The sequence below is a fragment of the Cellvibrio mixtus subsp. mixtus J3-8 genome (assembly GCF_000766945.1).
In the GTDB taxonomy this organism is placed as follows: Bacteria; Pseudomonadota; Gammaproteobacteria; order Pseudomonadales; family Cellvibrionaceae; genus Cellvibrio; species Cellvibrio mixtus_A.
Genome location: NZ_KN266207.1, coordinates 428661 through 441377, shown reverse-complemented (window position 1 = coordinate 441377; position 12717 = coordinate 428661). Strand labels below are relative to the sequence as shown.

Annotated in this window: 13 protein-coding genes; 2 read left to right on the top strand and 11 right to left on the bottom strand. The window is 44.6% G+C overall.

Going from position 1 to position 12717, the window contains the following annotated elements; genetic code table 11:
• The first annotated feature begins 118 nt into the window (after positions 1–118).
• Positions 119–1087, top strand: coding sequence for a CAF17-like 4Fe-4S cluster assembly/insertion protein YgfZ (gene ygfZ / locus A596_RS06860; RefSeq protein WP_039913391.1), 969 nt, complete (start codon positions 119–121; stop codon positions 1085–1087).
• A 20-nt stretch (positions 1088–1107) separates the two neighbouring features.
• The gene (locus A596_RS06855) at positions 1108–1944 is read left to right on the top strand and encodes an HDOD domain-containing protein (protein ID WP_039913390.1); all 837 of its coding nucleotides are present in this window, start codon (positions 1108–1110) and stop codon (positions 1942–1944) included.
• 59 nt (positions 1945–2003) lie between these two features.
• Here A596_RS06855 and rpoS read toward each other — a convergent pair whose 3' ends face one another.
• From rpoS to A596_RS06800, 11 genes are all read right to left on the bottom strand, one after another.
• Positions 2004–2999: an RNA polymerase sigma factor RpoS gene (gene rpoS / locus A596_RS06850; protein ID WP_039913389.1), complete on the bottom strand. Its 996-nt coding sequence runs from the start codon at positions 2997–2999 to the stop codon at positions 2004–2006.
• Between the two features lie 149 nt (positions 3000–3148).
• Positions 3149–3970 carry a peptidoglycan DD-metalloendopeptidase family protein gene (locus A596_RS06845; RefSeq protein WP_052417316.1) on the bottom strand — a complete coding sequence of 274 codons (822 nt, stop codon included), beginning with the start codon at positions 3968–3970 and terminating at the stop codon, positions 3149–3151.
• 235 nt (positions 3971–4205) lie between these two features.
• A complete protein-coding gene (locus A596_RS06840) occupies positions 4206–4880 on the bottom strand; it encodes a protein-L-isoaspartate(D-aspartate) O-methyltransferase (protein ID WP_039913388.1) in 675 nt (224 codons plus the stop codon).
• Positions 4881–4956: 76 nt separating this feature from the next.
• Complete coding sequence (gene truD / locus A596_RS06835; RefSeq protein WP_039913387.1) at positions 4957–5928, bottom strand: tRNA pseudouridine(13) synthase TruD; 972 nt, start codon at positions 5926–5928, stop codon at positions 4957–4959.
• 55 nt (positions 5929–5983) lie between these two features.
• The gene (locus A596_RS06830; protein WP_039913386.1) at positions 5984–6964 is read right to left on the bottom strand and encodes a YheT family hydrolase; all 981 of its coding nucleotides are present in this window, start codon (positions 6962–6964) and stop codon (positions 5984–5986) included.
• A gap of 23 nt (positions 6965–6987) precedes the next feature.
• Positions 6988–7461: a 2-C-methyl-D-erythritol 2,4-cyclodiphosphate synthase gene (gene ispF / locus A596_RS06825; RefSeq protein WP_039914393.1), complete on the bottom strand. Its 474-nt coding sequence runs from the start codon at positions 7459–7461 to the stop codon at positions 6988–6990.
• A gap of 32 nt (positions 7462–7493) precedes the next feature.
• On the bottom strand, positions 7494–8216 hold the full coding sequence (gene ispD / locus A596_RS06820) for a 2-C-methyl-D-erythritol 4-phosphate cytidylyltransferase (RefSeq protein ID WP_039913385.1): 723 nt from the start codon (positions 8214–8216) through the stop codon (positions 7494–7496).
• A gap of 50 nt (positions 8217–8266) precedes the next feature.
• Positions 8267–8545, bottom strand: a complete 279-nt coding sequence (locus A596_RS06815) for an FtsB family cell division protein (protein ID WP_039913384.1) — start codon at positions 8543–8545, stop codon at positions 8267–8269.
• A 114-nt stretch (positions 8546–8659) separates the two neighbouring features.
• On the bottom strand, positions 8660–9949 hold the full coding sequence (eno, locus tag A596_RS06810; protein ID WP_039913383.1) for a phosphopyruvate hydratase: 1290 nt from the start codon (positions 9947–9949) through the stop codon (positions 8660–8662).
• 69 nt (positions 9950–10018) lie between these two features.
• Positions 10019–10870: a 3-deoxy-8-phosphooctulonate synthase gene (gene kdsA, locus A596_RS06805; protein ID WP_039913382.1), complete on the bottom strand. Its 852-nt coding sequence runs from the start codon at positions 10868–10870 to the stop codon at positions 10019–10021.
• Between the two features lie 71 nt (positions 10871–10941).
• Complete coding sequence (locus tag A596_RS06800; RefSeq protein WP_039913381.1) at positions 10942–12561, bottom strand: CTP synthase; 1620 nt, start codon at positions 12559–12561, stop codon at positions 10942–10944.
• Positions 12562–12717 lie beyond the last annotated feature (156 nt).

Sequence of the window (12717 nt, the reverse complement as noted above, 5' to 3'; positions counted from 1 at the left end):
ACCAAAATGTATTAGCTTCAAATTGCGACTATGAAAAACAAGCAATTCTTCCGATAATCACCGCTAACCATTTTCAATATTGCTTTTATCTAAAGCTTCAAACTTTTGGTAGATATTTATGAATACCAACTTTACCACCGTAACGCGCCCCTTATCCTGGTTGCAACTTAACCACTCACAACTTCTCCTTGTTCAAGGTGCGGATGCCAGTAAATTTTTGCAAGGCCAGGTCACCTGTGACCTGCGTGAGCTAAATTCTCTTGTCACTCGCCTGGGAGCGCAGTGCAATCCCAAAGGGCGAATACTTCTGACCTTTCGAGCATTACAAATAAATGCAGAAACGATCGCATTGCGCATCCCTTCTTCGATGCTGGAAAATGCCAGGCAATCCCTTGGAAAATACATTGTATTTTCCAAAGCTAAATTAATTGATGGCCACGATGAATACTCTCTCTATGGTTTGTATGGAAATGAAGCATCCGATCTGGCAAAAAAAATTTTCCTAAACCTGCCAGGTGAAGATGGCGGATATGTAGAGCACAATGGAAATTTTCTCATACAACTAGATTCATCTGGTCGCTATGAATGTTGGATTCACCATTCAAATATTACTGGCTTCGTACAGCAAATAGGCACAGTTGCAAGCCAAGGTAGTGTTGATGATTGGAAACTACTCGATATTCAAGCGGGTATTGCCGATATTTACCCGGAAACATTTGAACAATTAACACCGCAAGAAATAAATTACCAATTGATAAATGGTATTAGTTTTCGCAAAGGTTGTTATACCGGCCAGGAAATCGTGGCGCGCTTGCATTATCGCGGCAAGTTAAAACGGCACATGTACCGCTTCAGAATTCATACCCCGGAAACACCTGCGTTGGCAACACAGGTAATAAACAGCATTACGCAGCAAGCTGTTGGGCAAGTTGTCATGGCTGCGCGCATTAATGCAGAAGACGTTGAAATACTTGCATCAGTATTGGATGAGCATTTGGGAGCGCTGACACTTGCAACAAATACGCAAAAATTAGAACAGCTGCCACTGCCCTATGCTATACCTACAGCAGACCAAAGTACTGAATAACGCCTGCAACAGGATTTCCAATGAATGCTATCGCTGAAAAAGTTCGCCAGGAGATTATTACTGCTATCGAGAAGGATCAACTCGTACTCCCAACCTTACCTGAAGTCGCGCTTAAAGTTCGTGAAGTCGCCGATGACCCCGATGCAGACATTGATAAATTAACCAACGTTATCGGCAACGACGCAGCCCTGAGTGCACGAATTATCCGTGTAGCCAATAGCCCATTACTAAGAGCAAGTCGCTCCATCGAAGACTTGCGCACTGCGCTCATGCGCCTTGGAATCCAATATACGTGCAACATTGCTACAGGGCTTGCAATGGAGCAGATGTTCCAGGCTACGTCAGATCTGGTTGATATGCGCATGCGTGAAGTATGGAGCCGCTCCAGTGAAATCGCGGGGATTAGTTATGTACTCTGCAAACACTACACACGCCTGCGCCCGGACCAGGCCACCCTCGCCGGACTCGTTCACAAAATTGGGGTTCTGCCCATATTAACTTATGCAGAAGAACATCCTGCGTTACTCAAAGACAGCTTTACCCTGGATACGGTGATCGAGCAACTACAAGGGCAACTGGGCGATTTGATTTTGAAGACCTGGAATTTCCCCGAAGAGCTGGCTCATATCCCCAGTCAACATTTGGATTTTGACAGAAATATTCCCAAAGCTGATTATGCAGATGTAGTAACAGTAGCCATGCTACAAAGTTACGCGGGCTCGAAGTCTGCAATGGCACAGGTGGATTTATCTAACGTGAAAGCGTTTGGCAGACTTGGCCTTGATCCTGATACTGAAGGCACCGAATCAGAAGATTTGAATGAGGAAATGGAAGCTGCGATGGCTCTATTGCTGTGACAGTAGAGCTGAAAAAACAAAAAGCGGCAAATGCCGCTTTTTTTGAGTAAAACTTAAATTCAAGCACTAAATAAAGCTGCGCTATCCAAGCCTTGTTTTTCCATAATATCGCGTAAACGCTTCAATGCTTCCACCTGGATTTGACGAACACGTTCGCGAGTTAAACCTATTTCATGCCCGACCTCTTCCAACGTACTGACTTCATAACCACGCAAGCCGAAACGACGAGCCAACACTTCACGTTGTTTCTCAGTTAATTCGTCCAACCAATGATCCAGGCTGGTCGTCAAATCACTGTCTTGCAACAAAGTTGCCGGGTCAGATACATGGGTATCAGCAATAGTATCCACAATTGCCCGATCCGATGAATTACCAATAGGAGCATCAATGGAAGTTACACGTTCGTTAAGGCTGAGCATATGCTCTACATCAGCTACCGGCTTCTCCAGCAGATTTGCAATTTCTTCCGGCGTAGGTTCGTGATCCAGCTTTTGCGATAACTCACGCGCAGCACGTAAATAAATATTCAATTCTTTAACGACATGAATGGGCAAACGAATAGTACGCGTCTGATTCATGATCGCACGCTCAATTGTTTGGCGGATCCACCAGGTAGCATAAGTGGAGAAACGGAAACCACGCTCGGGGTCAAATTTTTCTACAGCGCGGATTAAACCGAGATTACCTTCTTCAATTAAATCCAACAGGGCTAAACCACGATTTACATAACGGCGGGAAATTTTCACAACCAGGCGAAGGTTACTTTCAATCATACGCTTGCGCGCAGCTTCATCACCTTTAAGGGCTTTACGTGCAAAAAAAACTTCTTCTTCTGCACTCAGGAGGGGAGAGAAACCAATTTCATTCAGATAAATCTGCGTAGCATCCAGCGTTTTATTGTACTTGTCATCAATAAGTCGCTCACTTACTACTGCAGGTTTAGACAGCTCTTCCTCTTCTGCCAAAAGAAGCTCTGCATCATCCAATTCAGCGTCTGGAACCATGAATCCATCATCACGATCAAATGCAGTTGTATCCCTATTTTGTAAAGTCATTTTTTCAGCCCCTTAATCAATTTTTTTATTTAACCGGCTGGCTTTTTATATTAAGTCACCCAGCTTTGCCCAAGCTGTACATCTCCATTCATGATGCCAAATGCCTGGAGAACCTGCTCATGACCCGTTTATCTCATGAGTGTGACACTTTAACGTCGCGGAAGATATTTCAGAGGATCTACCGGAGTACCGTCACGACGAATTTCAAAGTGAAGTTTTACCCGATCAGTACCGCTTGAACCCATATCGGCAATTACTTGTCCTGCTTTAACCAAATCTCCTTCTTTCACCCTTAATCTTTCGTTGTGCGCATAAGCGCTTAGGAAAGTTTCATTGTGTTTGATAATCAGCAATTTGCCGTATCCACGCAGCCCACTTCCTGCATAAACCACCTGTCCTGTAGCCGCTGCAAGCACAGGCTCTCCCAATTTCCCGCCAAGATCAATACCTTTATTGAAGCCGTCATTGCCCTGAAATGATGACAAAATTATTCCTCGAGTTGGCCAGCGCCATTGTGGTGCATCAGATTTGGCAATAGTTTTATTAGTCAAATCGACCTTATATGTTTTATTTTCTTTACGCTGAACTGGCAAGTTATTTGTACTTACCCTATCTTTTTTATCCAGAATCAGGGGATTTTTCGATGTGGTAATAGAAGTTTTTCCTGGAGTTACACTTGCCGGGGTTTGTAAATCCAACCGAATTACCTGCGATGGGCGGATGATATACGGTGAAACTATTCCGTTATATCTAGCAAGATCCTCATACTTAAGCCCATAACGCCATGCAATAGAAAAAAGAGTATCGCCAGGGGCCACAGTGTGAGTTTTGGGTCTCCATTGGGAGAAACGGGATTTGTCTGTAACAGGAGCAGGTTGATGAGAGGAGCAAGAAAAAAGCCCCCCCAAAATGATCAAAATAATGAACACCCGAAATGTCTTTAAACTGTAATGAAATGCTACTTCGGGCATAAAATCATTCACCTGCCGCGATCATTTTTTAACCTCTTTTATGCCATTTTAGACTTAATATTTTAAATTTATTTTAAAATTATCTAATATATTTATAAAAAAACGCACAAAAAGAGATTTATAGGGCTTTAAAAGCGGTGTTTGACGAAAAATACGCACTTTTTTGAACCTGAAAAACAAACCAATCTGGCAAGTTTTTTGTCCGTAGACCCGATTCTAGACTTTAGATGAGAATTTAGCGCGAAGTTCCTGATAAAAAAGGAACAAATTTAACTGGCTCGATAATTTGGGTTATGAAATTTTCAGTTTCCCCATCCCGCAAAATGAGATGTAACTGTTGTTCGCGCCCCCCCACGGGAATGACCAAGACACCTCCGGGAGCTAACTGCTTTAATAGCTCATCTGGAACCGACTGTGGCGCGGCAGTGCTAAGAATTCCGTCATAGGGACCCGCCTCAGGCCAGCCAAAACCACCGTCAGCATGGCGTAACTGAATATTCCGTAAACCTATCTGACGAAAACGTTCGCGCGCTTTGTCTTGCAACGGCTTGATACGTTCAACGCTATAAACGTTAGGAACTAATTGAGCAAGAATACTGGTCTGGTAACCGGACCCGGTACCAACCTCAAGTACCTTGGTTAATTTATTACCTGCAGCCCCGAGAAGTAATTCTGTCATACGGGCAACAATATAAGGCTGGGAAATAGTTTGGCCATGCCCGATAGGTAATGCGGTATCTTCATAAGCACGGTGAGCCAGGGCCTCATCAAGAAAAATGTGGCGAGGGGTATTGAGCATAACATCCAATACTTTCATATTGGTTACGCCTTGATCACGCAACCGCTGAATTAGACGCTCACGGGTGCGCAGCGAAGTCATACCAACGCCTTGCATCAATAAGTTAGTCATCTTCAGTGCCCCTTTATCTGATAGCCGAAATCATAATCACGGCCGCAACTATAGCACAGGGTAAAGCTGCCCTGACCTACTCAGCTACCGTCAATGTTGTTTGCAAATTTGCCAGCTCGTGCAAAACAGCGGTTGCAAATTCACCAGCCTCCAAAGAAAAGCTCAATTGCAAGTGCTGCCCTTGCCATTCATAACTTGCATTGTGCGGAATTAGCTGTAGTGAACGACGTTCTTGCGATAAACCCGCATGCTCCAACCCATTACACCAGTCATGCCAATTACTTAAAATCTGTTGTTCAAATTCAGCTAACCTGCTCGTCACTAGTGGTCGCCCCCTGCCCCACAAAGGTCCAGTAGGAAAAGACTCAACTTCACCCTCAAGGCTCTGCGACCAGTTACCTGCAACTACCCTTGCAGCAAGAACTTGATTAAATAAAAAAGATCGTGCCGCCGACAACATAAGGCCACGCTTTTGTTTGTCGCGATAACGTTTACCTCCGACCAGAATTGCATGGGCTTCCTGTAAATTATTTCCGTTGCGCCCAAAACGCTGCTCACCAAAATAATTGGGAACACCAAAGGAAAAAATCTGCTCTATTTTTTGCTGCAGGACTTCACGATTATCAACTTTTACGTCGCGCAAACGAATAACAAAATGATTTTTTCGATGATCGCCACGGCGCAATTTTTGTTGGTGGCGGGAGGTAGAAATTAATTCAATCGTCTCTGAATTAATTTCATCCCACGCAGGCTCTGCACCTTTGGGCAAATAAACACTAAACCATTGGGTCGTTATAGCATGACGATCTTTCCGCCCGCAGTAACCGACATCATTGAGCGCAACACCTGTCAAGGTCGCAATTTTTTCAGCGACCCAGGCAGTGTTTTCACCACGCTTTCGAATATGCAAAAGAATATGTTCACCGGAACCTGAAGGTGAAAAACCAAGATCCTCATCTACCTGAAAATCTTCAGGCTGTTCACGGAAAATAGCCGTTGCTGTTAACTCACCGTAGGCGCGAGGAAAATCCAAATTAAATTCAATCAAAACATACCTGCTTTTTTTGTTAGGACATTTATGTTGTAGCGTTAATTTTTATGTTTCATCCAGTTTCTTTAAAAAACTCCAGAAATCGCTTATCAAGCCACCATTCATAGTCATGGCTCAAAAAACCAACATGGCCTCCGGACGCTGTTACTTCAAGTGTTAGCCATCTATGGTTTTCCGATACAACCCGGGGAATACAATCCTCATTGATAAAAGGATCATTCTGTGCGGAAACCATTAAACAAGGCACTGCAATTTTCTCCAGCACATGCACTGCACTCGCTTTAGCATGTAACTCGGTTGCATTGCCGTAACCATTCAACGGAGCAGAAAAAACATCATCATAAGAATAAAAACTATTCACCCTTGAATAACCGGATAGGCTAATTTTATCCGGGTGTTTTAACGCTTTACGTTTTAATCGCCATTTCATACTGGTAACAAAATAAATCCGGTAGATAAGGTTGGACCACTTATCCAGCGTACGCACACATGCTGCCAAATCGATAGGCACAGATGCAGCACATACCGATTTAATACCACGCGAATAAACAGCAGTCCCCTGGTCACCCAACCATTTGAGAACAATATTGCCACCTAAAGAGTAGGCTGCCAGATATATTTCCTTATATCCCTGCTCGCCTGCCCAGGTAATGACATCATCGAAATCCTGCGTCGCACCTGCATAATACAAACGCGCTGAAGGATTATCCGGATTTCCGCATCCACGCAAATTCCAGGTAAGTACATCCACCAATTTACCTGCAACACCTTGTTGTAATGCCGTTTGTGCCATCCCTAACACATAAGGTTGCTGGTTGCTCCCCTCTAATCCGTGGGAAATAATGAGTAAACTTTGTTGCGGCTCCGCTGCTGCGGAATACAAATTCCCACTCAATTGATCACAATCTTGTGTAGGAATGGAAATCGAACGGGATGTTAATTTAATACGACGCAATAACACCGGCAATTGTGTTTGCAAATGCCCATTGAACATCCACCAGGGTGAACGAAAATCAGAGATTTTTAACGGCATATGAAGTCCTTATCAACTAATCATTATATTTTTTCGAGCAATACCACAGCATAACAAGCAATACCTTCTTCACGACCGGTAAATCCCAATCGCTCGGTAGTGGTCGCTTTCACATTTATTTGACTGGTTGTAGATTGCAAATCAGCGGCAATAGTTTCTTGCATGCGCGGAATGTAATTAGCCATACGCGGTGCCTGGGCAACTATCGTCATATCGGCATTAACCAATTTCCAACCCTGTTGGGTTACTTTTGCATAAACCATACGCAACAACGAACGACTATCTGCATTTCGATATTGCATATCGGTATCAGGAAAATGTTTACCGATATCTCCCATGGCTACTGCACCTAACAAAGCATCACTTAACGCATGTAGAAGCACATCACCATCAGAGTGGGCAATCAATCCGTGATGATGAGGTATCACTACACCACCAATAACAATTTTATCGCCTTCACCAAACGCGTGAACATCGTAGCCATTACCTATGCGCATCGACATAAAAATTTCCGCAAATAAAAATAGGATTAATCAAGATTATTTTGCTGCTGCATGAGCATAGCAGCAATTGCCAAATCTTCCTGACGAGTGATTTTAATATTATCGCTACGACCTTGAACCATTAAGGGGCGATAATCATAAGCCTCTAATGCAGACGCCTCATCTGTAATTATTTTTCCTTCAGCCAATGCTTGCTGCAAACAATTACGCAACAATCCTATCCGAAATAATTGCGGCGTTTGCGCCTGCCAAAGCACGCTACGATCAATTGTTTTATCAATGACAGCAGAAGAAACCTGTTTCAAGGTATCACTTACTGGCACCCCTAAAATTCCACCCACCGGATGATCGCCAACAACATCAATCAACATCATAATTTCTTGTACGCGAATGCAAGGGCGCGCAGCATCATGAACCAAAACCCAATCATCATCTTTTGCCTGCGCAGACAACGCATGAAGGCCGCTCAATACCGAATCAGCGCGTTCTTTGCCACCCGCTACACGAATAATATTATCGTTATGCGCGAGCGCTAATTGCGGCCAAAATTCATCGTCCTCGGCTAACACCACATGGATTCTTTTAATAACCGGCAATGCCAATAAGCGCTCCAGCGTATGCTCCAGAACCGTTTTTTCCAATAAAGGGAGATATTGTTTGGGGCAAGCAGCCCCCATACGTGAACCAATGCCAGCGGCGGGCACTACAACCCAATAAGCGGGCACATCAGGAGAATCAGGAGCATTCATGGGGATATTCAGATATGTGCGATAAGTTCATTACCACAAGGATTTTACGTTTACTGCTTATCATCCAGCAACATAAAAAAAGTTTCGTCTTTTTTGATAAGGCCAATATCGTTACGGGCACGCTCTTCAATTGTATCCAAACCGGATTTTAATTCTTCGACCTCAACATCCAGGATACGGTTGCGCTCGCGCATGCGATCATTCTCAGCTTGCTGCAGATGAATCTCACCTTCCAGACGATGGGCATGCGCCAAACTGCCATCACCGATCCATAACCGGTATTGCAGGTAAGCCAATAATATAATCAGAATGCCCAGCAACCATTTCATAATGTTACATCAATGCCAGATCTTTTATTTTAACCGCATGAAAATTTATTTTTAACAGAAACAATACAACCAACGTAATAAAGGCCGAAAATTCGGCCTTTATTACTTTTTTATTTACGACTTGAATTCAGCGCGACCTTTATATGGAGCAGCTGCACCCAATTCAGCTTCAATGCGCAACAGGCGGTTGTACTTGGATACGCGATCTGAACGGCACAGGGAACCGGTTTTGATTTGACCTGCAGCAGTAGCAACCGCCAAATCAGCAATGGTAGTGTCTTCAGTTTCGCCAGAACGATGAGAAATTACTGCAGTGTAACCAGCGTCTTGCGCCATTTTGATTGCATCCAGAGTTTCAGACAAAGAACCGATCTGGTTGAACTTGATCAAAATAGAGTTAGCGATTTTCTTCTCAATACCTTCTTTCAAAATTTTGGTATTGGTTACGAACAGATCGTCACCAACCAATTGGATTTTGTGACCAATTTTCTGCGTCAGATCTGCCCAACCAGCCCAATCACTCTCATCCTTACCGTCTTCGATAGAGATGATTGGATATTTAGCAGCAAGCTCAGCCAGGTAATCAGAGAATTCATTCGTAGTAAATACACGGCCTTCACCAGCCAAATCGTATTTACCATCCTTATAGAATTCAGAAGAAGCGCAATCCAGGGCCAGGGTTACATTTTCACCCAGTTTATAACCGGCTTTTGCAACTGCTTCAGCGATAACTTTCAGCGCATCTTCATTAGATGGAAGGTTTGGAGCAAAGCCGCCTTCGTCGCCAACTGCGGTGTTCAATCCCTTATCGTGCAGGATTTTTTTCAGGCTGTGGAAAATTTCCGCACCAACACGCAGAGCTTCAGCAAAGGTTTTTGCCCCCACTGGTTGAACCATAAACTCTTGAATATCTACGTTGTTATCTGCGTGCTCTCCGCCGTTGATGATGTTCATCATTGGCACTGGCATGGAGTATTTGCCCGGAGTACCGTTCAGGTCAGCGATGTGTGCGTATAGGGGTACTTTTTTGGAAATCGCAGCTGCTTTGGCGTTAGCTAAAGAAACAGCAAGAATGGCGTTAGCGCCTAACACAGTTTTGAAATCAGTACCGTCAGCTTTGATCATTGCATTATCAAGTGCGCGTTGATCCAGAGCATCAAAACCTACCAGTAAATTTTTAATAGTAGTGTTGATATTGTTTACCGCTTTCAACACGCCTTTGCCCAGATAACGTGATTTGTCGCCATCGCGCAATTCCAGAGCTTCGCGTGAACCGGTAGAAGCACCGGACGGAGCAGCCGCAGAACCTACGGAACCATCTTCCAGAATAACTTCGGCTAATACAGTTGGATTGCCACGGCTATCCAGAATTTCAAAAGCTTTGATGTCAACAATCTTAGTCATTCGTTTTTCTCCAGAGTGTGTTTCTACAAAAATCAGTTAATACCTAAAGTGTTACTCGATATCCAAAAATTATTGAATATCCAAAGGCGGAAAATTTTTCACTACATCATCAATGGTTTTCATTTGATGTAAAAAGGGTTCAAGCCTATCGAGCGGCAAGGCACTGGGGCCATCACATTTGGCTTTATTCGGATCGGGGTGCGCCTCCAAAAATAATCCAGCCAGGCCAACTGCCATACCCGCACGAGCAAGCTCAGCAACCTGGTGACGACGGCCACTGGATGCAGCCCCCATTGGATCACGGCATTGCAACGAATGAGTTACATCGAAAATTATCGGAGCATTACCGCTCACATCGCGCATGGTACGAAAACCAAGCATGTCTACCACAAGGTTGTCATAACCAAAGTTAGTGCCCCGGTCACATAAAATAATTTTTTCGTTGCCGCACTCAGCAAATTTTTCCACAATGTTTTTCATCTGGCCGGGACTAAGAAATTGCGGCTTTTTAATATTGATAACCGCACCGGTTTTAGCCATAGCAACAACCAAATCCGTTTGACGCGCAAGAAATGCAGGCAACTGGATCACATCACAGACATCAGCCACTGGCTGGCATTGATAAATTTCATGCACATCGGTGATGACAGGAATACCAAAAGTTTGTTTGATTTCCTGGAAAATCTTTAATCCTTCTTCCATTCCAGGGCCGCGATAAGAATGGATAGAGGAACGATTTGCCTTATCAAAAGAAGCCTTGAAAACGTAGGGGATACCCAGTTTTTGGGTAACCTTCACGTAGGCTTCTGCAACTTGCAGGGCCATATCGCGCGACTCAAGAACATTCATACCGCCGAACAATACAAAAGGCAGTGAATTACCAACTTGAACCTTACCAATATTTACAACTTGTTGTGACACACGAGTTCCTTTTTTGATCAGATATTGATTTACAAAAAAGACCGGGGCGCAATAAATTGCGCCCCACAGAATTATTTTTTATTTGCCAGTGCCGCCTTTACAAACGCAGTAAAGAGCGGGTGGCCATCGCGAGGAGTGGAAGTAAATTCCGGATGGAATTGACAAGCCACAAACCAGGGATGATCCGGGATCTCTACCATTTCAACCAAGGTGTCATCTGCAGACCAACCACCGATTTTCAAACCGGCCTTTTGCAACTGATCGACATAATTGTTGTTCACCTCATAGCGATGACGATGGCGTTCAACAATAACATCAGCACCATAAATATTCCGCGCACTGGAACCTGCAACCAAACGGCATTCTTGCGCACCTAAACGCATGGTACCACCGAGATCAGAAGACTCATCGCGCTTCTCGACTTCACCATCAGAGGTGATCCATTCAGTAATCAAACCGATTACCGGATTTGGTGAGTTACGATCAAATTCCGTAGAGTTAGCACCTTTCAAACCGAGTACGTTACGCGCAAATTCGATTACTACTGATTGCATACCCAAACAAATTCCCAAATAAGGAACTTTGTTTTCGCGGGCGTATTGCACTGCCATCAATTTACCTTCAACACCGCGCTCACCAAATCCACCGGGGACCAGAATAGCATCGGCATCACTCAAAATGCCTACACCTTCTTTTTCCACGCGTTCAGCGTCGATGTAATTGATATTCACTTTAGTGCTGGTATGAATGCCAGCGTGAGTCAGGGCTTCAATCAGGGATTTATAAGCATCCAGCAATTCCATGTATTTGCCGACCATGGAAATGGTGACGGAATTTACCGGATTCAGTTTGCCATCAACGACTTTATCCCACTCGCCCAAGTCCGCTTCACGGCATTGCAAGCCCAACAACTCAACCACAATTTGATCGAGACCAAAGCTTTGCAATAAGCGCGGAATTGAATAAATAGTATCTGCATCAGGAAGCGGCACTACAGCCCGCTCAGCTACGTTGGTAAAAAGAGCTATCTTGCGGCGCGAATCTTCATCAACCATTTTTTCTGAACGGCACAGCAGGATATCTGGCTGCAAGCCAATAGAACGCAGCTCTTTTACCGAGTGCTGGGTCGGCTTGGTTTTGGTTTCACCGGCGGTAGCGATATAGGGGACGAGGGTCAGGTGCATCAACAGGGAACGCGATCCCAACTCTACTTTCAATTGACGTACCGCTTCCAGGAATGGCTGGGATTCGATGTCACCCACAGTACCGCCGATCTCAACCAATGCCACGTCGACATCGCGTCCCCCTTCGAGGATACGACGTTTGATTTCGTCAGTAATATGCGGAATCACTTGCACAGTACCGCCGAGGTAATCACCACGGCGCTCTTTGCGCAAAACGGTCTCATATACGCGACCAGTCGTGAAGTTATTGCGGCGCGTCATCTTGGTACGGATAAAACGCTCATAATGACCGAGATCCAAATCAGTCTCTGCACCATCTTCGGTAACAAATACCTCCCCGTGCTGGAAAGGGCTCATAGTACCCGGATCTACGTTGATGTAAGGGTCCAGCTTCATAATGGTCACTTTAAGACCGCGGGCTTCAAGGATTGCAGCCAATGAAGCCGAGGCGATGCCTTTGCCCAATGAAGAAACAACACCACCGGTTACGAATATATAGCGCGTCATGTAAAACCTGATTAACTGTGAAAATGCGGAGCGGATTGGAGATAAATGCCTGTTTCAGCGCCCGGCAGTGCGAGCCAAGGGATTTATCGTTCAGGACGGGGCGCCAGAGTAACAGAAACGGCCTTTCGGCTCAACGAAAAGCTGGCCATTGGCATC